The following is a 20,420-nucleotide window of genomic DNA, read 5'->3' on the forward strand; positions in this document are numbered from 1 at the left end:
ATGTAAAGCGGCTTTTCTTGCATCGCTATTTCCTGAAATATTAATCTTTTCATAACAAACTCTGGATGTTCTAAAAATGGCTGTCGGCGACGTAACAATGCCACAAATGCATGTGGTAAAAGGTGTAAAAATTGGCTCAACAGAAGCATATGTACGTTACCAAAACCGACGAGATTTAGTCATTTTTGAGTTTGCAGAAGGTTCAAATGTTGCGGGTGTATTTACCCAAAATGCGTTCTGTGCAGCACCTGTTCATGTATCGAAAGCTCATCTTGCTCAAGGTAATCCTCGTTATTTAGTAATTAATACAGGTAATGCCAATGCGGGTACTGGGCCTACAGGCTTAAAAAATGCTCAGGATACTTGCGCGAAGTTAGCTGAGCTTGCTGGTGTGAACAGTTTTGAAGTACTTCCGTTTTCTACGGGTGTGATTGGTGAGCAGCTTCCAATGGAGCGTTTACTTGCTGGACTTCAGCCTGCATTAAATAGCGTACAAGATGCTGCTTGGAATGATGCCGCAACTGGTATTATGACGACAGATACAGTGCCTAAAGGTGCATCTGAAAAATTTGAACTTGATGGCATTACTTATACCATGACAGGTATTAGTAAAGGTGCAGGCATGATCCGTCCAAACATGGCAACGATGCTGAGCTTTGTAGCTACAGATGCGCCTATTCGCCGCGATTTAGTACAAAAGCTATTAAAGACCACGGTTGAGCATTCATTTAACCGTATTACCATTGATGGTGACACTTCAACGAATGACTCTTGTATTTTTGTGGCGACTGGTCAGGCAGGTGGCACTGAAATTACATCAGACAGCGATGCACGCTACGCGAAAGTATTAGAAGTGCTTGCTCGTGTCATGAACCGTTTAGCGCAGTTAATTATCCGTGATGGTGAAGGTGCAACGAAGTTTATTACTGTTGCTGTAGAGGGCGGCGGTAACATTCAAGAGTGTTGTGACATTGCGTATAGCATTGCGCATTCTCCACTCGTTAAAACTGCACTTTTTGCATCTGACCCGAACTGGGGACGTATTTTAGCGGCAATTGGCTATGCTGGAGTGAAAGACCTAGACGTATCTAAAATTCAGGTATGGTTAGACGACGTACAAATCTGCAAAGATGGTGGTGCGGCAGAGGACTATACCGAAGAAGCTGGTGCGCGCGTTATGGCACAAACGGAAATTACCATTCGTGTTGATTTAGGTCGTGGTCAAGCCAAGGACACAGTCTACACCTGTGACCTATCTTACGACTACGTCAAGATTAATGCAGATTACCGTTCGTAAATATTCAGTTATAATCAAGCCTCGACAAAGAGGCTTTTTTATTAGCCCCAACTTTTGATATTAAATGATTCAATCCGTAAATCATTTAAGCAGTAACGTTATATGCGAGCAGGTATGCCAGCATGAAGGATAGAGAAGACGTTTTATGAGTGATGCGACTTTAATTGCCAACGATGCAAAAAACATTGTACAAGCGCATTTAGACCGTTTAGGTGAGCCAAAAGACAACCGCCTAAGTGAAGAAGCAAAACAACAAAAGTTTGCACAGATCGAAGCAGAGCTCAAAAAACGTGATGCTGTCCTTGTTGCTCACTACTATTGCGATCCGGATGTACAAGAACTTGCTGAAAAAACAGGTGGATGCGTTTCTGACTCTTTAGAAATGGCTCGTTTCGGACGAGATCATGCAGCCTCTACACTGGTTGTGGCTGGTGTAAAGTTTATGGGAGAAACAGCTAAAATTCTGTCTCCTGAAAAAACAATTTTAATGCCAACACTTGAAGCAACCTGCTCACTCGACTTGGGTTGTCCAGTTGATGAGTTCACGGCATTTTGTGATCAGCACCCTGACCATACCGTAGTTGTTTATGCCAACACATCGGCTGCTGTTAAAGCACGTGCAGATTGGGTAGTGACTTCAAGCTGTGCTGTTGAAATTGTTGAGCATCTAGATAGCTTGGGCGAAAAAATTATTTGGGCACCAGATCAGCACTTAGGTCGCTATATTCAAAAGAAAACTGGTGCTGATATGTTGCTTTGGGATGGTGCATGTATTGTGCATGAAGAATTCCGTGCACGTGGCATTGCCAACATGAAAGCACTGTATCCAGATGCGGCTGTATTGGTACATCCAGAGTCACCAGAGTCGGTTGTAGAAATTGCAGATGCAGTAGGTAGTACTTCTCAACTCATTAAAGCTGCGCAGACTTTGCCAAATGAAAGACTCATTGTGGCAACTGACCGCGGTATTTTCTACAAAATGCAGCAAGCGGTACCAAATAAGATTTTAGTTGAAGCGCCAACAGCGGGTGAGGGGGCAACTTGTCGTTCATGTGCTCACTGTCCGTGGATGGCAATGAATGAACTCGACGGAATTTTAGAAGTTTTACAAAAAGGTGATCAGGAAATACACGTTGATCCAGCGCTTGCTGAACGTGCCAAAATGCCTTTAGATCGAATGTTAGCCTTTAGTGCATCGTTAAAACGTTAAAAAACCTCAAAATGCTTGTTAAATATACATTTGATAAGGATTTTTAACTTTTTTTGAGAATAGGTGTTGACGTCTGAGGGCGTCGCGCCTAGAATGCACACCGTACCGCACGATGTGCGATACAGCAAAAGCTGAGATAGATCGGAGCATAGCACAGCCTGGTAGTGCACCTGGTTTGGGACCAGGGGGTCGTAGGTTCGAATCCTACTGCTCCGACCACTTAAAATAATATTTTAAGATCGGCGAAGTATCGCATGATAAGCATCATCGGTTAAGCGCCTGTAGCTCAGTTGGATAGAGCATCCGCCTTCTAAGCGGATGGTCACAGGTTCGAATCCTGTCAGGCGCGCCATTTGGTAGCTTGGTACATAGAACTTATTTGATGGTGGATGTAGCTCAGTTGGTAGAGCCCTGGATTGTGATTCCAGTTGTCGCGGGTTCGAATCCCGTCATTCACCCCAATTTCGGAGCATAGCACAGCCTGGTAGTGCACCTGGTTTGGGACCAGGGGGTCGTAGGTTCGAATCCTACTGCTCCGACCATATTTTAAAAGCGTTCAAGCTTTGAAATATCCCAAATATTGAAAAGAATTTCTTCTAGTCTTACAGATTGAAGGAATTTTTTTGTTTTTATATATTTAAATTTTAATTCATACACACTCCAATATTTGAACTTCTTTATATAAGCTCTGTTCTCTGTTCTCTGTTCTCTGTTCTCTGTTCTCTGTTCTCTGTTCTCTGTTCTCTGTTCTCTGTTCTCTGTTCTCTGTTCTCTGTTCTCTGTTCTCTGTTCTCTGTTCTCTGTTCTCTGTTCTCTGTTATTGATATTTCTGTCTTAACTCATCTTTTTCTTGATCTGATAAAAATGCGATTTTAAGTCCATTTTCTTGAGCTGTATAAATTTGATCAGGGCTTAAACCTGCTAATGGGGCAGCAGTTAAATATTCATGTTGTATCTCAATACCTTCTACTGCTGGGTCATCTGTATTAATGGTGGCAAGTACACCATGTTCTAAAAAAGTCTTTAATGGGTGTTCTGCTAAAGACGGTACTGTGTTGGTTTGAATGTTTGAAGTGAGGCAAGATTCAATACCAATCTCATGTTTAGCTAAATAATCTAAAAGTTTTAAATCTTGAACTGCTTTAACGCCATGTCCAATTCGTTCGGCACCTAATTCTTCAATGGCTTGCCAAATACTTTCTGGGCCGGCAGCTTCACCTGCATGTACCGTAATATGCCAACCTGCATCACGGGCTTTTTTAAAGTGATCAATAAATAAATTGCCCGGAAAACCAAGCTCATCTCCAGCAAGATCCAAAGCTTTAATATCATTTTTATGGGCAAGTAGGGCATTTAATTCTTTTTCGCAAGCTTCCTGACCAAAAGTACGGCTCATAATGCCAATTAAATTCGCTTTTACTCCGTAAGCTTGACTACCTTCTTTTACGCCCGCAATAACCGCTTCAACAACGCCTTCAAGTGGAAGTTGATGTGTCATTCCCATATAACCTGGTGAAAAACGCAGCTCTACATAATCTAGGCCTTGTTGTGCTGCATCTTGCATGTTTTCAAAAGCAATGCGTTTGCAGGCATCTAAACTCGCTAATACTTTTACGCCCCAATCGAGCTTAGATAAAAAACTTAATAAGTCAGGTTGGTTATCCATCACTTGTACGTGTGGTCGTAAAGATTCAATGTCATAGGCAGGTAAATCCAAATTGTATTTTTGCCCCAACTCTAAAATGGTTTGAATGCGAATGTTGCCATCAAGGTGGCGGTGTATATCTGTAAGCGGAAGCATTTTTGTGATCATAGATTTCTTCTTATCTGTTCGTATTAGTTCATCATGCCTGTTTAGATGCACTGATAAAAGTTTGGATTTGCTATGTTTTTGTGAAAAGCGTTGAGTTGAGTTTTTTGAACTTACTATATTTGTATAAGTTTTAATTTTGATGACATTGTTCTGGCCTAAGAAGACAACGCAGTCTGTGTAAGATACAAGCACCAAGATTTTTATTGTTTTTAATTTCGCTGAGCCTGTTTTTGTTGACTCTTCAACAATAGATTGGCTGAAGAATGGTCATTGGTATTTTGCCTTTTAGTTGTAAAGATGAATAAAGGCTTGCTAAAGACCAAACTGATAAAGCGATTAATTTATCTGTAGAAATCTATTTCTAGCAAGTAAATGAAAAAGAAGAAATAGGAAGCGCTCAAATGAAGTCGGTACTTTGTCATCAGGCAAAATTACAAGTGGTGGACCAACCGAAATTAACACCTGCTAAAGGGCAGGTTTTATTGGAAGTGGTGCGATGTGGGATCTGTGGTTCAGATTTACATATGCAGCATCACTGCGACCACATGCATGATTTGGCTGCACGTGTCGGGTTTAATGGTTTAGCTAAGTCTACAGACCCATTTGTACTAGGACATGAATTTTGTGGCAAGGTTTTAGACTACGGTCCAAAAACACGTCATAAATTTAAAGCCGATACACTCGTTTGTGCAATGCCTCTTTTAAATGTAGATCAGCATGGTTATTTGTCTACAGGGCTTTCTCCAAATGCATCTGGTGGCTATGCCGAGCAAGTATTGGCTCAATCGAGCTTGATGTTTGAAGTACCCAACGGTCTAGATGCAGATAGTGCTGCCATGACTGAACCTATGGCGGTTGCATTACATGCTGTTCGCCGTAGCCGTGTGAAAACTGGTGAACCTGCTATTGTGATTGGCTGTGGTCCTGTCGGGCTAGGTGTCATATTAATGCTTAAAGCAGCTGGGGTTAAAACCGTAGTTGCCAGTGACTTTTCTCCAAACCGTCGTAAGCTTGCCGAGCAATGCGGTGCAGATATTGTGGTAGATCCTAAAGAGACATCGCCATTTGCCAACTGGAAAGAGTTTGGTTTGCTTGGCAATGTTTCTGATGCAATTAACATGGGTATGGGGCTGTTTGATAAGTTGCAAGCGACACGCTTACCGTGGTGGCATGGATGGCGCATGATTGATAAATTAGGTACTCTGCCAAAACGTCCTGTTATTTTTGAGTGTGTCGGCGTACCGGGTGTTTTACAGCAAATTATTGAAGGTGCACCTTTGTTTTCCCGAATTGTTGGGGTGGGCGTCTGCATGCAAAGCGACAAAATCGAACCCGCACTTGCAATTAATAAAGAGTTAGAAATTCAGTTCGTATTGGGTTATACACCGCTTGAGTTCCGAGATGCGCTACACATGATTGCAGAAGGTAAAGTGAATTGCTCACCGCTCATTACTGGTGTTGTTGGCCTAGAAGGTGTTACCAGTGCATTTGAAGCATTACGTGATCCTGAACAGCACGCCAAAATCTTGATCGACCCTAAACGTAGTGGTTCAGACATTCAGTTGATGAGTCATTAATTCAAAGTCATTTATGCTCAATTAAAAAGGTTGTGATTTGATTAATCACAATCTTTTTTTTATGCGTATAGATCGCACAAAGTGGCTCAGCTAATTTGTATTGGTCTTTAGTTGTTCTAGTTCTTGGTAAATCCACTCAACAAATTTCTGAATGGTTGGGGTTATGTCTTGGCTCGAATGGATGAGATAGTACTTTCGGCTACCTTTTAGTTTTTTATTGGAAACAATCACCAGTTCCTTTTTTTGTAGTTCAGACTCAATCAACATTTGTGGAATTAAAGCCATTCCCATGTCATGACTCGCAGCAACAGCAAGCATTGAAAATAACTCATGGCGTTGTCCATCAAAAGGTTTAGGGTGCTGCATGTGATGGGTCAGAAACCATTCTTGCCAAATGCTAGGCCGAGTTGTTTGTTGTAGCAGGGGAATTTTCAGCAAATCTTCAGAGCTTAGATCATAGGTATTTTCATTGATCATCACTACATCTGGAGAATACTTTTCAATCAGTCTTGGCGAGCATACAGGTACAATTTCTTCATCCATTAAATAATGCGCTTGTATACCGGGCCAGTGGTCAATTTGCTGCTGTGTACCTGCAAAAATCGCAGCGTCAAAAATATTGTCATTAAATAAAAAAGGTTTAGTACTGGTTTCTAAGTGAACCGTAATTTCAGGATGCTTTTGATTTAAAAGATGAAGCTTGGGTAACAGCCAGCGTGTTGCAAAGGTAGGAACCACACCTAACTTTAATGTTCCACCTAAACCTTTATGAGAAATCACATCGGCTGTACATTTCTCTAAACCCAATAAATAGGGCTTAATACTTTTAAAATACTGCTGACCTGCAATAGTGAGTTCAACACCATGCCGAGTACGTATAAAGAGTTCAACACCCAAGAAATCTTCTAACTGCTGAATTTGGCGAGAGACTGCACTTTGGGTAATACATAACTCTTGCGCAGCGTAGGTATAACTTAGATGTTTTGCTGCACTTTCAAAGCAAATCAGGCCCTGAATGGACGGGATACTTCTTCGCATAAATAAATCCTTTTATTTGTCGTCATATTTCAAAACAGCATATGACCTAAATGCAGATATCCGAGTTTTAGTATAAAAATAAGCCATTTTTAATGAAATACAACCAATTAAATATCTAAATTTCATGCATCTTATTTTAAATATGCGTAAGTCGCATATCTGCATGAACATTTATCGTTTGATTACTGCATTTTTCACGCATAACATCGACTTAAATAAAGAAGATCAAATCAAGCAGAGGATGCGATGAATCACATGGTGACAACAAAAAAAGCAAAAGTTCAATTTAACTGGCAAGACCCATTTTTAATTGAACAACAGCTTAGCCCAGATGAGCGCATGATTCGTGATGCGGCTCATGCCTATTGCCAAGAACGCCTGCAACCCCGTGTACTTGAACAATTCCGTCATGAAAAAACAGATCCATCTATTTTTCGTGAAATGGGAGAGCTTGGCTTACTGGGCCCAACCATCCCTGAGCAATATGGCGGCGCGGGTTTGAACTATGTGAGTTATGGCTTGGTTGCGCGTGAAATTGAATATGTTGACTCGGGCTACCGCTCTATGGCGAGTGTGCAAAGTTCATTGGTGATGGTTCCGATTCATGAATTTGGTACCGAAGAGCAAAAGCAAAAGTACTTACCTAAATTAGCTACGGGTGAATACATAGGTTGTTTTGGTTTGACTGAACCTGACCATGGCTCAGACCCAGGCAGTATGATTACCCGTGCTAAAAAAGTTGACGGTGGTTACCGTTTAAGTGGCGCAAAAATGTGGATTACCAATAGTCCAATTGCCGATGTATTTGTGGTCTGGGCAAAAGAAGTTTCTGCTGAAGGTAATGTAGGTGATATTCGGGGCTTCATTTTAGAAAAGGGCTGGGAAGGTTTATCTGCACCTGCCATTCATGGCAAGGTCGGTTTACGTGCCTCGATTACGGGTGAAATTGTAATGGATAACGTATTTGTCCCTGAAGAAAATGCATTCCCTGAAATTCGAGGTTTAAAAGGCCCCTTTACCTGTCTAAACAGTGCTCGTTATGGCATTGCATGGGGTGCAATGGGGGCTGCTGAGTTCTGCTGGCATACCGCACATCAATACACCATGGACCGTAAACAATTTGGTCGTCCGTTGGCTGCAAATCAATTGATTCAAAAGAAATTGGCAGATATGCAAACTGAAATTGTTTTGGGTTTGCAAGCGGCTTTGCGTTTTGGTCGTATGAAAGATGAGGGCATTGCCTCAGTTGAGGGTACTTCCTTAATTAAGCGTAATAACTGTGGGAAGGCACTTGATATTGCCCGCATGGCACGTGACATGATGGGTGGAAATGGTATTAGTGATGAGTTTGGCGTAGCACGTCATTTGGTTAACCTTGAGGTCGTAAATACCTACGAAGGTACACACGATGTTCATGCCTTAATTTTAGGCCGTGCACAAACAGGCATTGCCGCATTTAGTAACTAATTCATTTTTTAAAAATAGAGGTGTTCTTTCGGGAGCACCTGTAGGGATTTTTACGCAAAAATTTATGGATAATGACAAGATTCATCGTAAGGATACTCATGTGAAGATGTGCCTCTGTGGACTTAAAACCAAATGTAAAATGATGAAAAGTATAGAAGATTAAGTCATACAGAAAACATAAGTAGGCTATCGATGACTCATTTGGGAAAATGAGGAACTAAAGATGAACAATGACGTTCAAGTAATATCGAAAGAATTAAGAAATACATTTCCAAGCAACCTTGGAACATATGAAAGAATTAGCCCTCATACATGGAAATGGGCGTTGTTATTTGCCTATTTTGCAATGGTGGTCGATGGTATTGATATTATGCTGTTGTCTTATAGCTTAACCAGTTTAAAGGCAGAGTTTGGGTTAAGTACCTTTCAGGCGGGTGCCTTAGGTAGTGCTTCTTTGGCGGGTATGGGTATTGGCGGTATTTTGGGTGGCTGGGCATGTGACAAGTTTGGTCGCGTACGAACCATTGCCAACTCGGTGACTTTCTTTTCGGTAGCGACCTGCTTATTAGGCTTTACGCAAAGCTTCGAGCAATTTATGGCTCTACGTTTTATTGGTGCTTTAGGAATCGGGGCACTCTATATGGCCTGTAATACCTTAATGGCTGAATATGTGCCAACTACTTACCGTACAACGGTATTGGGCACATTACAGACAGGTCAGACCGTAGGTTATATTGCTGCAACACTCTTAGCAGGAGCAATTATTCCAGATCATGGCTGGCGTGTTTTGTTCTTTCTGACCGTGGTACCTGCTTTTATTAATATTTTCTTGCAACGCTTTGTGCCAGAGCCAAAATCTTGGCAGCTCACTAAAATTGAAAGTTTACAAGGCAACAGACAACCTAAAGAAATGGTCGTGGCTGAAAAGCCGAAAAGTGGCAGTATCTATAAGCAAATCTTTCATAACTTTAAGCACCGCAAGATGTTTTTGTTGTGGATGACCACAGCGTTCTTCTTGCAGTTTGGTTATTACGGCATTAACAACTGGATGCCAAGTTATTTGGAAACAGAAGTGCATATGAACTTTAAAAACTTAACCAGTTATATGGTGGGTTCATATACCGCAATGATTCTAGGCAAAATTTTAGCGGGTTATCTTGCCGACAAATTTAACCGCCGTGCTGTTTTTGTGTTTGGAACAATTGCGAGTGCCGTGTTTTTACCAATCATTATTTTCTTCAATACCCCTGACAATATTTTGTATTTATTAATCACTTTTGGCTTCTTATATGGCATTCCATATGGTGTGAACGCGACTTATATGGCTGAAAGTTTTTCAACCGATGTGCGCGGAACAGCCATTGGGGGTGCTTATAACATTGGTCGTGTCGGGGCAGCGATTGCACCAGCTACTATTGGTTTCTTAGCGTCGGGCGGTACGTTTACCATGGCCTTTATTGTGATGGGTGCTGCGTATTTTGTTGCGGGTGTATTGCCGGGCTTATTTATTAAAGATCGTCAGTACGATCCGCAAAAACAATCATAAACAATGACAGGAAGGTGCTCTAAGTACCTTCTAAAAAGATAAGGGTATCGTTATGGGTGCATTACAAGGTATTCGGGTTTTAGATTTAAGTCGTGTGCTTGCGGGGCCATGGTGTGGGCAAATCTTGGCAGACCTTGGCGCGGAAGTGATTAAAATTGAACGTCCTCGAGTCGGTGATGATACACGTATGTGGGGCCCACCATGGATGCCCGATCAAGACGGAAACATGACCCGTGAATCTGGTTATTTCCAGTGTACCAACCGCAATAAATATTCGGTTGCAGTGGACATTACCACACCAGAAGGTCAGGCCTTAATTTATGAAATTGCCAAGACTGCCGATGTCGTGATTGAAAATTATAAGACAGGGTCTTTGGCTAAATATGGTTTGGACTACGCGTCATTAAGTGAGTTGAACCCGAACATTGTTTATTGCTCGATTACTGGTTTTGGGCAAGATGGCCCACGTGCAGAAGAACCCGGTTATGATTTTATTATTCAGGGTATGTCTGGCTTAATGAGCATTACTGGCGAGCCTGATGATGTGGCAGGTGGTGGTGCGCAAAAGGTTGGCGTGGCTGTGGTAGATATTCAAACTGGATTGTATTCCACCATTGCCATTCAAGCGGCACTGATTGCACGCTCACATACAGGACGCGGTCAGTATATTGATATGTCTTTGTTAGATGTACAGGTCGCGGCACTGGCAAATCAGGGGATGAATTATTTAGCCTCAGGTAAAGCCCCTCAACGCATGGGTAATCAACACCCCAGTATTGTGCCGTATCAAACTTTTAAGGCTAAAGATAAAGAATTTATTATTGCTTGCGGTAACGACAAACAGTTTAAAGATCTGTGTATTGCGATTGGTTATCCAGAGTTACTCGAAAATGAAAAGTTTGTACGCAATCAAGACCGCGTCAAATATCGAGATGAACTGATTCCTTTATTGTCGGAACACTTTTTGCGAAAAACTGCTAAAGAATGGGTTGAGATGATTCATGTGCTTAAAGTGCCAGTAGGTGTTATCAATTCTATTGAAGATGCTTTGGCTGAACCACAAATCGTCCATCGCAATTTGGTAGTGAATATTCCTCATCGTTTAAATGAAAACTTCCAAACGATTGGCTCACCAATCAAGCTGTCTGATACTCCAGTTGAATATCATCATGCACCGCCTGAGTTAGGTGAACATACTGCTCAAATCTTATCGAGATTTAAAACAGCAGAAGAGCTTGCTGCATTAAAGGAGAAAGGCATTATTGATGGAAAAATTGCTTAAGCTATTATCGTTTTTAATGTGATTCAATTTAAATAAAAACTGTGATTTGCAATAAATCACAGTTTTTTATTAGAAACTAAGCGTTTTAATATTTAAAAATAAGCGGTAGCTCTGGTCTGAAATCATGAATCATTCCTTGAGGTTCATGATCAAAACTAATTTCCATTAAGTGTTCGGTTCCATCTGTCACTTCAAAATTATCAAGTGTATTGAACAGTAACGAAGTAGGGTGCTGTTCAAGGTTTGGAACAGAAACTTTAATCGCGGTGATTTCTGATAAATCTTTGCTATGAACAAGTGGTTGTTGTTTTTCTTTTACGGCAAGGTCTGGTCGTGAAGCAAATGAAAGGAAAAACCACATCGGTTCAGATAAAACAGCATCTTTGGCAACATTTACTTCTAAGCTGGCTGGTAAATAGCTTGGCTTGTACACCCAATTAGGAAATTTTGCACCGTTATCATCTTTATTCTTAGGACGAAAACAAATACCAAAAGGGGACGCGATATTATTTTGAGTACTTAGTCGCTCAAAAAGCAGAGTCGGTTTGGTGAGATCGCTTGAGGCTTCTTCGGGATTATTTAAAAAGATTAATTCGATAAAGCTATTTTTAAAGAAAAAGCGTCTGTTTTCTGTACCTTGACCCGGGTGCTTATTGGATGAACCTTCTGTTAGACCGAATTTTTTTAAAGTTTCAGCTTCGGGAGCGCCTGGTTGTACACAAATAAAAATATGGTCCACTTCCATTTTAAGTTCTCATGCTAATGTTGATGAATATTAAATAATTGATTAATAGAATTTTTCATGTTTATCGCAAGTGTTTCATCGAAACCATCGACTAAAAAGCGGCTAATTAAGCCTTCAATCACCGTATAGATCAGCTCAGAAAAAGCTTCACCATTCGGTACATTGCAGTTTTCCGCAATCAATACTTTAATCCATTGTTTATGGGCTTTAGAAATAGAAATAATGTCTTGATCATCTTGGTTAGATTCAGCGACTGCTCTTACAAATAAACAGCCTTTAAAAAAATCTTGTCTAAACCAATTGGTGTGCCAATCCAAAATCTTATTGATGGCCTCTAATCCTGTTGCATCTCCAACATAACCCAAAAGGCTTTGCTTAAACCGTTCATCACGCGCAACGAGCACAGACTTAACCAGTTGATTTTTATTTTTATAGTATGTGTACATAGTGGTTTTAGAGCAGCCAGATTCATCGCGAATCAGGTCGACACCCACCCCGACAAAACTATTTTCATTAAATAACTTCTCGGCTGTATCTAATATTTTTAAGGCAGATTTTGACATGTATCTTTTCCAAAAAATAAAATAGTACAGATCTGTACTATTTAGAATTTTATCTATATGCTTTTTAAAAAGCAAATTTTTGTTTGAGGAAAAAATCATGTTCTCGATCTTTTATGGCAAAGAAAAACTGGCTCCATCGCCCACTAAAGTTGATGTTTTAAGAAGTCTTATTGGAGGTACGCTCAGTATTTTTATACTTCTGTGGTTGAGTAAGCTCACACACAATATCTTTATCATGGCACCGTTTGGTGCGACCTGTGTATTGCTCTATACCGTGTCGCAGTCACCTTTGGCGCAGCCGAGAAATATTATATTTGGGCATCTTATTTCGGCTTTTGTAGGTTTGTTTTTTCTAAAATTTGTTGGTGTTTCTATTTTTACAATTGCTTTATCAGTGGGCTGCGCAATTGCGCTCATGCAAGTGTTTAAATGCGTTCATCCACCTGCTGGGGCAAATCCTTTAGTTATTTTACTCACCGCAAGCAGCATACATTACCAGTGGAGTTTTCTAATTTTCCCTGTTTTGGTCGGTGCAGTGTCTTTAGTTTTGGTAGCGATGCTGATTAATAACATTAAAGCGAGTACCAAGTGGCCGATGTATGGCTTGGGAATTTTAAATAGTAAAAAGTAGGCAAGGTATGAAGTATTTTGAGCTTAAAATAATGAAAGTATTCACTACGCTAAGATAGTGAATACTTTTGAATGAAATTATGATTTCTTGGAAATACGTTCTTCGATGGCAAATTTGAGTAAAGAGGCGCTGCGGTAAAAACCGTGTGCGAACTTTCCAAATGGCATAGTAATAAAGAAGGTCATGACTGTGGCTAAATGGAAAATCAGTAAAAGTGCCATGTAAGGTGTATTGCGAAATGCCATGAGAGCTAAGCCTGAAGCACTGACTAAAATTAAAAGGAAAATAAAGCCTCGATCTACAGGTTTTTGCTCACGGTCACCATGCAACGGATGACGTCTAAGATTTAAATAGAGCAAGCCAGATGGTCCGACCACTAAGCCAAGTCCACCCAAAGTACCCAAAATCACAGGCAAGCTAAAGATAGGGTAAGGCGCATGTAGGTCAAGAAAATAGTGATATAAAGTCGCTACACCTGTAGCTGCAAAGCAGAGCATAAAGCCATAAAAAGTCAGGTGATGGAACACACGGCGGATTTGTGTGTAACGGTCATCTTGTTCATTACAGCCCTTGCCATGTCCACCATCTAAATATTTAAGTGTTAATACATTTTGGGTAGCTTGAACTAGATCTGGTTTCTCAACTTTGCCATGAATAACTTTAGACGTCTGTCGCCAAAATTTACTAATTCCGATACCGAGCAGAACAATCGCAACTGTAAAGGTCGCTCCAAACAGTAGCGCTAAAAAGTTATGTGGGAAAATCGCATAGAAATTACCTTGATAGCCTGCAAACAGGTCGGTGCCTTTGTACCAGACCACAGCTAACATGCATAAAAAGAAAATAGCTGATAACGCCGAAACAAAAGGAATCCCAACAGACTTATAAAGTCTGCCTAGTGGTTGAGGTGTCGCAAACTCTTGGTAAGTTTCCAAACGTACTTGCGCCATTGCTTTTGGAATGTTTACACCAAACTCATGCGGCGGGGCATATTGGCAAGCGTGTAAACAAGCACCACAGTTATGGCACAGGTTTGCGAGGTAATGAATATCTGCTTGATTAAACTCAAGACGCTTGGTCATCGCCGCAAATACAGCACAAAATGACTCACAGTAACGACAAGCATTACAAATCTGTAGGGCTCTTTGAACTTCTTGCTCATGGTCAGAGAGCTGAACAACTGGAATTAGGGCTTTAGTACTAGCATTCATGTTCAACTCCTTGTGAAAGTGCATAGTGGGCTGCATTTTTTCCGGCAATGCGTCCAAAGGTCGTGCCAATCGACATACCAACGCCAGCGGTATAACCCTGACCGAGTACGTTACCTGCCATCATTTCACCTGCGACATACAGGTTGCGGCTGGCTTTATTGTTAAAACGCACCGCAGCATCGTCTTCGACTTTTAAGCCTAAATAGGTAAAGGTAATGCCAGGTTTAAGCGCATAGGCATAGAAAGGTGGGCGATCGAGAGGAACGGCCCAATGGGTTTTGTTTGGAACAATATTTTGGGTGCTGCAGTCATCTAAAACCGTGTGGTTAAAGGTGCCTTGTAAACAGGCTTGGTTAAATTCTTCTACGGTGTGACATAAGGTTTTTGCATCTAGTCCGATTTTTTCGGCCAGTTCTTGAATGCTATTTGCTTTCACACCCGCAAACACAGGTGGCATAAAGCGACCAATGGCTTTTGAGTCGATAATGGAATAAGCAATTTGCTGAGGTTGTTTGGCAACAAGGCGACCCCAAATCGCATAACGTTTTGGCCAGAAGTCTTCGCCCTCATCGTAAAAACGTTCGGCTTTGTTATTGACCACAATACCCAAAGAAACGCAGTCAATACGGGTGCAGATGCCGCCGTCATATAACGGTGCGCGTGCATCTACGGCGACACAGTGCGATTGTGATGGGTCACCAATAATATCGGCGCCTTGATCTATCATAAATTTGAGTAAGTTGCCTTGATTAAAGCGGGTTCCGCGAATAATGAAATTATCGGCAGGCCATTCACCGTTTTCATTTTGTCCCCATGCTTCTCTTAACCATTCCAGATTTGACTCAAAACCACCTGCGGCCAATACACAGCTTTTCGCTTTAAACACACGGCCATCCTCAGCAATTGCAGCTTCAAAATGTCCTTGGTTTAACTTTAGGTCTTTAATTTTTGTGTTGTATAAAATCTCAATGCCAAGTTCTTGGGCACTACGGTAATACGCATTAATGAGGGCTTTACCGCCACCCATAAAAAAGGCGTTGGTACGTGCAACATGCAAAGCACCCGATAGTGGCGGCTGAAAATTCACGCCATGTTTACGCATCCAGTCACGACAGGTCGCTGTGCTACGAATAACCAGACGAGCTAAGTGTTCGTTTGTTTTGCCTGCAGTGACTTTAAGTAGGTCTTGCCAATATTCTTCTTCGGGATAGGCATCGACTAATACATCTTGAGGAGCATCATGCATGCAACGGAGGTTACGGGTGTGTTGTGAGTTACCACCACGCCATTCTTTAGGTGCTGCTTCTATGACAAGCACAGACGCACCACTTTCTTTTGCCGTGAGCGCGGCACACAGTGCGGCATTCCCACCACCAATTACAATCACATCATGCATAGATTTCTCCCTTTCTCAGCTAAGGCTAATTTAGCTTTAAAAGAGCAGGTGAAGTGAGAGGCTAAGCTTGAATGGGTGTTTAGTAAAAATAAACACTAAGCGCTTAAGTGTTTATGAGTTCCGCACCGGGCCAGCGCTTTTCATTAATTAAGTTAGTCACACAAGCACGAATCACCACTTTGGTGGCTAAGGTGGCAGGCGAGAGTTCTTCTTCAGAGAGACTAATTAAATAGTTAATACGTTCAATGGCAGGTTCTACAATGCGTAGCAAACATAGGTCTTGTCGTGAGTTTAATGAGGCACCGGCAGGTTGAATGGTCGCCATTTCGAGTTGGCTAATACTTTCCATTAACAAATGCAACCCATCAATTTCATAAGCCACTTTAAGTTGATGAATTTTCTGTTCGAGCAACAAGCGCAGCCCATGTCGTTGACTTGGTAAAATCAGCGGAAGTTCTTTAAGCTGTGTATGCGTAATAGTTTGAGTGTCTATACAGTTTTCAAGATGGTACTGACTCAGTACTTCTTTAGGCGAGATTAAAAACATTTGCTCTTTTACTAAAGGCTGTATGGCCCACTGTGGGTCGACATCGTCACTAAAGATGATGGCAACATCAAGCTGCCTTGCATTAACTAAAGCTTTTAAGTCGCCTGATAAGCCTTCAATGAGACGGACTTTAATGTCGGGATAACGGTTTCTCATGAGTTTTAAAAAGTGCGTGCCTATAACCGACGCGACACTCGGCGAAAAACCGACGGTAACATGACCACTTAAACGTGAAGAATGCGCAGAGTCTACGGCATGGTCTAAGTGCCTAAGCGCAAGTTGAACCTGTTGAAAAAAAGCTAAACCCGCAGGGGTGGGAACTGTACCCAAAGCAGTACGTTGTAAAAGGCGAATAGAAAGCTCGCTTTCTAATTTTGAGATTTGCTGACTTAATGCAGAAGTTCCAATATCGAGATTTTTTGCAGCTTTACCCAAGCTTCCAGACTCGATCACTGCAATAAAATACTTTAATTGTTTGAGTTCCACGGCAAATACTACATTGTCCTTTGTTAATTATTCTACACTGGTTTATTGCTATACATTTTGTTCTATTACGCTACGTAAACCGCCTAAAGAGTAAAGGCAACACCCTCTCAAAATGCTGCCTTTTAGAGCTTTTATTGTTTAACCTGCTCAAGACCCTGTTCTTCAATAATTTGTGTCGCTTGAGGCGATTTCACAAATTGAATAAGTTCTTTTGCGACTTTTTCATGTTGTGAGTTTTTACCAATGCCAGCAGCAAACACGGTGACTTTTTGGTAAGGCGCAGGAATTGGACCGACTAAATCAACTTGACCATATTTGCCGGTAAACGGTTTGATTTCACTAATTTGCTGGAAACCAATATCAAACTGACCTTCAGCAATACGTTTTGCAACGCGGTCGCCGACTACTTTTTCTGCTTTACCAGAAATCACTTTGTACTCGACAGGTGGGAAGCTTGGGAAAACATCTTTTTCAAGATGTGTACCGCTCGCACTTGCTGAATAACCAATGTGCTTGGCATTTAATAAAACTTTTTCAAATTTTGCCGCAGAGCTAATATCTGGTTTTGGTGCACCTTTAGGCACAGCCATGCCAATGCTTGAATTGACTAATGCACTTTGTGAATTTGGGTCTACATAACCTTTTTCTGCAAGCTTGTTCAGTTCAGGAGCGGCCAACACCACCACATCAAAATGTTCACCACGATCGAGACGATTTGGAATTGCAGTTGGCGATGCACCCATAGATGAACCAGATGAAAGGTGAACCGTGTGACCAGTTTGCTTTTCAAATATTGGAATGAGTTTTTCCATAGATGAATAGAAACCGCCTGAGCTAATTACTTCGAGGGTATCTGCGTTAGCAAGGGTTGAGCCTAAGCCCGCACCAGCTAGGCAAATGGTCATGAAGATAGGGGACTTTTTCATAGTATCTCGCTTTAATGACAGGAGAGCACAGTACGGCTGCAACATGCGCCGTACTGTTCATTAAAATTTCAGGTTAAGGAGTTGTTTTAAGCGCTAACCTTTGCAGGTTCAGCAATCGCGTCAGATTTGTTCTGTTTAGAACCGCGACATAGATATAAACTTGAGATGAGACTACATACCGCAGCGAGCATCAGCCAGTACGCTGGTGTGCTTGCATTGCCTGTGTTTTCCACAAGGTAAGTACACGCCATTGGCGTCATACCACCAAAAATAGCGGCTGCAAGACTAAACGCTAAAGAGAAGCCAACGGTACGAACACGTTTTGGCATTACTTCGGCAAGTGTTGCCACCATAGTCCCGTTGTACATACCAAAGAAGAACGAGAAGTAAGCAAGTGTGATCAGTAAGTTTGAAAAACTAATGTCGCTCACCAACCAGCTTAAAACTGGATAACTGGTAAAGATCGCAAGAGTCGTAATACCGACTAACACAGGACGACGACCAATTTTGTCTGAAAGTAAGCCACCCATTGGTAACCAGAAGAAATTCGATAAACCTACAAATACGGTTGCTAAAAGACTATCCGTTACCGACATTTCTAGAGTACGTTTTGCATATACTGTGGTGTAAACCGTAATGAAATAGAACGTCGTTGTGGTCATTGCACTCATCATCATACCTGCAAGTACGATGCGCCAGTTGCTCGCCAGTGTGCTGAAAATTTCTTTGGTTGAAGGGTGAGTTTTTTGCGCTTTAAAAGCTTCAGTTTCCTCTAAAGTACGGCGGAATAAGAAGATTAAAGGAATGATTAAACAACCAATTAAGAACGGAATACGCCAGCCCCATTCACTCACTTGTGCATGAGTTAAAACGGTGTTGAGCCAATAACCAAATAACGCAGCAAACACCACCGCAATTTGTTGACTACCAGACTGCCAGCTTGTGATAAAACCACGGTTTTTATCGGTTGCAATTTCTGCGAGGTAAATCGACACACCGCCAGATTCAACACCTGCCGAGAAGCCCTGTAATAGGCGTCCAATGACCACCAAAATAGGAGCCATAATACCAATGGTGTCATAACCCGGTACAAAGGTAATTAAGATCGTACCAATAGCCATGAGGCTTAAAGTCACAATTAAACCTTTACGGCGACCAATTCTGTCGACATAAGCACCCAAGAAAATAGCGCCGAGAGGACGCATAAGAAAGCCCGCAGCAAATACGGTAAATGTCATCATTAAAGAGACATATTCATTTTCAGAGTGGAAAAATTTTGCTGCGATATAGGTGGCATAGAAACCAAAAAGAAAAAAATCGTACTGTTCTAAAAAGTTGCCACTCGTTACATTTAATATTTTTTTAAAAGTAGCCCTACGGTTATTAACGACATCCATTGGAGACCTCCTTGGCCTGACAAAATGGAAACATTCACGATCTTCAAAGTTTGGACGTAAATTGATTCAATCAATAAACCTAAATAGGAAATGGGTTAGAGATGAGATTTAAAGGTGTCCTTGGTAGAAAATGTGATGCCTTGTTTCCAGTTAAAACTACACATCTATATTTCGATAAACAGAAAACCACTTATCATTTGTATAAAAATGTAATCTTAAAAAGCAGGGAGGAGTGAGAGGCGAAAATTAATTAGGTATTTAGAAAAATTAATGACCCTTTAAACAATAATTTCAGAACATGGCCAAATTTGGTTTTGAATCAACTCTTTCACACATGCCTTAATGGCTGACTTTGCAGCAAGTGCAGCGGGTGATAATTCTTCTTCGGCAAGGCTCACTAAGTAGTTAATTCGTTCCACTTCTGGGTCAATCACTTTAAGCAATTGCAGCTGATGTTTGTATTCTTGCAGGCAGGCACTTCCGGGGCGAACACTGGCAAGGTCGAGGTGGATTAGGCTGTCCATGAGTAAGTGTAAGCCATCAATTTCATAGACGACATTAAGCTGTCCAATCTTGTGTTCAAGTAGCTTTCGTAAGCTATGACGCTGACGTGGCAACACTAAAGGAATATCACCAATCTGCTGCGACTGAATAATGCCGCTTTTAATACAATCGGCAAGACCGTATTTTTCGAGCACTTCTTTTCGCGCCATCAAGTACATTTGCTCGCGTACCAAGGGCTGTATCGACCACTGCTTATCAATCTCATTAGTAAAAATAATAGCGATATCAAGCTGACGCGAGTTAATGTATTGAATCAGGTTACCTGACAGGGTTTCCACAATCTCTAAACGAATGTCTGGATAGCGTTCAGACATCAGTTTCATTAAAGGGATACCAATCAAAGCGGTAATGGTCGGTGGAAAACCAAGGCTGACATGACCAGACAACCGTGCCGAATGCGCAGCATCTATGGCAAAATTTACCTGACGCAAAATAAGTTGCGAGTGCTTTAAAAAGGCAAGACCTGCTGGGGTTGGGGTCACGCCAAAAGCATTACGCTGTAATAAGCGAATGCTTAGCTCTTGTTCGAGCTTACTAATTTGCTGACTAATCGCCGAAGCACCGACATCGAGTTTTTGGGCAGCTTTACCAATACTGCCCGATTCAACGACTGTCAAAAAATACTTTATTTGCTTGATTTCCATAATAAATGTATTCGCTCATCATCCTTGATTTATAGAAATATGAAGGATTGGAAAATCTATCATGTATTTTTATATTAACA

At 41.4% G+C, this 20,420-nt stretch carries 17 protein-coding genes and 4 tRNA genes; 11 read left to right on the forward strand and 10 right to left on the reverse strand.

What is annotated here, in order from left to right; all coding sequences use genetic code 11:
• Window positions 1-76: 76 nt before the first annotated feature.
• The 6 genes from argJ to ACH63V_RS11740 all read left to right on the forward strand — a co-directional run bounded on the left by argJ (window position 77) and on the right by ACH63V_RS11740 (window position 3,049).
• The gene (gene argJ / locus ACH63V_RS11715) at window positions 77-1,297 is read left to right on the forward strand and encodes a bifunctional glutamate N-acetyltransferase/amino-acid acetyltransferase ArgJ (protein WP_396463585.1); all 1,221 of its coding nucleotides are present in this window, start codon (window positions 77-79) and stop codon (window positions 1,295-1,297) included.
• A gap of 145 nt (window positions 1,298-1,442) precedes the next feature.
• The gene (nadA, locus tag ACH63V_RS11720; protein ID WP_024433993.1) at window positions 1,443-2,507 is read left to right on the forward strand and encodes a quinolinate synthase NadA; all 1,065 of its coding nucleotides are present in this window, start codon (window positions 1,443-1,445) and stop codon (window positions 2,505-2,507) included.
• Between the two features lie 142 nt (window positions 2,508-2,649).
• Window positions 2,650-2,726 (forward strand) — tRNA-Pro (locus ACH63V_RS11725).
• Between the two features lie 56 nt (window positions 2,727-2,782).
• Window positions 2,783-2,859 (forward strand) — tRNA-Arg (locus ACH63V_RS11730).
• Between the two features lie 33 nt (window positions 2,860-2,892).
• A tRNA-His gene (locus ACH63V_RS11735) sits at window positions 2,893-2,968 on the forward strand.
• A 4-nt stretch (window positions 2,969-2,972) separates the two neighbouring features.
• A tRNA-Pro gene (locus ACH63V_RS11740) sits at window positions 2,973-3,049 on the forward strand.
• Window positions 3,050-3,324: 275 nt separating this feature from the next.
• Here ACH63V_RS11740 and add read toward each other — a convergent pair.
• On the reverse strand, window positions 3,325-4,320 hold the full coding sequence (gene add / locus ACH63V_RS11745; RefSeq protein ID WP_396463586.1) for an adenosine deaminase: 996 nt from the start codon (window positions 4,318-4,320) through the stop codon (window positions 3,325-3,327).
• Window positions 4,321-4,721: 401 nt separating this feature from the next.
• Here add and ACH63V_RS11750 point away from each other — a divergent pair, with 401 nt between their 5' ends.
• A complete protein-coding gene (locus tag ACH63V_RS11750; RefSeq protein WP_396463587.1) occupies window positions 4,722-5,897 on the forward strand; it encodes a zinc-binding dehydrogenase in 1,176 nt (391 codons plus the stop codon).
• A gap of 90 nt (window positions 5,898-5,987) precedes the next feature.
• Here the strand turns inward: ACH63V_RS11750 and ACH63V_RS11755 are convergent, their stop codons facing one another.
• Window positions 5,988-6,935 carry a LysR substrate-binding domain-containing protein gene (locus ACH63V_RS11755; RefSeq protein ID WP_396463588.1) on the reverse strand — a complete coding sequence of 316 codons (948 nt, stop codon included), beginning with the start codon at window positions 6,933-6,935 and terminating at the stop codon, window positions 5,988-5,990.
• 246 nt (window positions 6,936-7,181) lie between these two features.
• Between ACH63V_RS11755 and ACH63V_RS11760 the strand changes: the two genes are divergently transcribed.
• From ACH63V_RS11760 to ACH63V_RS11770, 3 genes are all read left to right on the forward strand, one after another.
• Window positions 7,182-8,402 (forward strand): acyl-CoA dehydrogenase, encoded by a 1,221-nt coding sequence (locus ACH63V_RS11760; protein ID WP_396463589.1) that lies wholly within the window; start codon window positions 7,182-7,184, stop codon window positions 8,400-8,402.
• A gap of 223 nt (window positions 8,403-8,625) precedes the next feature.
• Window positions 8,626-9,948: an MFS transporter gene (locus ACH63V_RS11765; protein ID WP_396463590.1), complete on the forward strand. Its 1,323-nt coding sequence runs from the start codon at window positions 8,626-8,628 to the stop codon at window positions 9,946-9,948.
• Between the two features lie 52 nt (window positions 9,949-10,000).
• The gene (locus ACH63V_RS11770) at window positions 10,001-11,230 is read left to right on the forward strand and encodes a CaiB/BaiF CoA transferase family protein (protein ID WP_396463591.1); all 1,230 of its coding nucleotides are present in this window, start codon (window positions 10,001-10,003) and stop codon (window positions 11,228-11,230) included.
• Between the two features lie 85 nt (window positions 11,231-11,315).
• On the opposite strand, the gene ACH63V_RS11775 is transcribed toward ACH63V_RS11770, so the two are convergent.
• Both ACH63V_RS11775 and ACH63V_RS11780 read right to left on the reverse strand, forming a co-directional pair.
• Complete coding sequence (locus ACH63V_RS11775; RefSeq protein ID WP_396463592.1) at window positions 11,316-11,975, reverse strand: VOC family protein; 660 nt, start codon at window positions 11,973-11,975, stop codon at window positions 11,316-11,318.
• 14 nt (window positions 11,976-11,989) lie between these two features.
• Window positions 11,990-12,538, reverse strand: coding sequence for a TetR/AcrR family transcriptional regulator (locus ACH63V_RS11780; RefSeq protein ID WP_396463593.1), 549 nt, complete (start codon window positions 12,536-12,538; stop codon window positions 11,990-11,992).
• Between the two features lie 97 nt (window positions 12,539-12,635).
• On the opposite strand from ACH63V_RS11780, the gene ACH63V_RS11785 reads away from it, so the two are divergent.
• Window positions 12,636-13,169 carry an HPP family protein gene (locus ACH63V_RS11785; RefSeq protein WP_068934170.1) on the forward strand — a complete coding sequence of 178 codons (534 nt, stop codon included), beginning with the start codon at window positions 12,636-12,638 and terminating at the stop codon, window positions 13,167-13,169.
• A 77-nt stretch (window positions 13,170-13,246) separates the two neighbouring features.
• On the opposite strand, the gene tcuB is transcribed toward ACH63V_RS11785, so the two are convergent.
• From tcuB to ACH63V_RS11815, 6 genes are all read right to left on the reverse strand, one after another.
• Window positions 13,247-14,380: a tricarballylate utilization 4Fe-4S protein TcuB gene (tcuB, locus tag ACH63V_RS11790; protein WP_396463594.1), complete on the reverse strand. Its 1,134-nt coding sequence runs from the start codon at window positions 14,378-14,380 to the stop codon at window positions 13,247-13,249.
• Complete coding sequence (gene tcuA / locus ACH63V_RS11795) at window positions 14,370-15,776, reverse strand: FAD-dependent tricarballylate dehydrogenase TcuA (protein ID WP_396463595.1); 1,407 nt, start codon at window positions 15,774-15,776, stop codon at window positions 14,370-14,372. The genes tcuB and tcuA overlap by 11 nt, the downstream gene beginning before the upstream one ends.
• A 103-nt stretch (window positions 15,777-15,879) precedes the next feature.
• On the reverse strand, window positions 15,880-16,809 hold the full coding sequence (locus tag ACH63V_RS11800; protein WP_396463596.1) for a LysR family transcriptional regulator: 930 nt from the start codon (window positions 16,807-16,809) through the stop codon (window positions 15,880-15,882).
• Between the two features lie 131 nt (window positions 16,810-16,940).
• Window positions 16,941-17,735: a substrate-binding domain-containing protein gene (locus tag ACH63V_RS11805; RefSeq protein ID WP_343570505.1), complete on the reverse strand. Its 795-nt coding sequence runs from the start codon at window positions 17,733-17,735 to the stop codon at window positions 16,941-16,943.
• 86 nt (window positions 17,736-17,821) lie between these two features.
• Window positions 17,822-19,132: an MFS transporter gene (locus tag ACH63V_RS11810; protein WP_191000678.1), complete on the reverse strand. Its 1,311-nt coding sequence runs from the start codon at window positions 19,130-19,132 to the stop codon at window positions 17,822-17,824.
• A gap of 278 nt (window positions 19,133-19,410) precedes the next feature.
• Entirely contained in the window at window positions 19,411-20,340 is a 930-nt protein-coding gene (locus ACH63V_RS11815; RefSeq protein ID WP_086496553.1) for a LysR family transcriptional regulator, read from the reverse strand.
• Between the last annotated feature and the right edge of the window lie 80 nt (window positions 20,341-20,420).

The organism is Acinetobacter sp. ABJ-A23_2 (assembly GCF_044538765.1).
Taxonomy (GTDB): Bacteria; Pseudomonadota; Gammaproteobacteria; order Pseudomonadales; family Moraxellaceae; genus Acinetobacter; species Acinetobacter nosocomialis_A.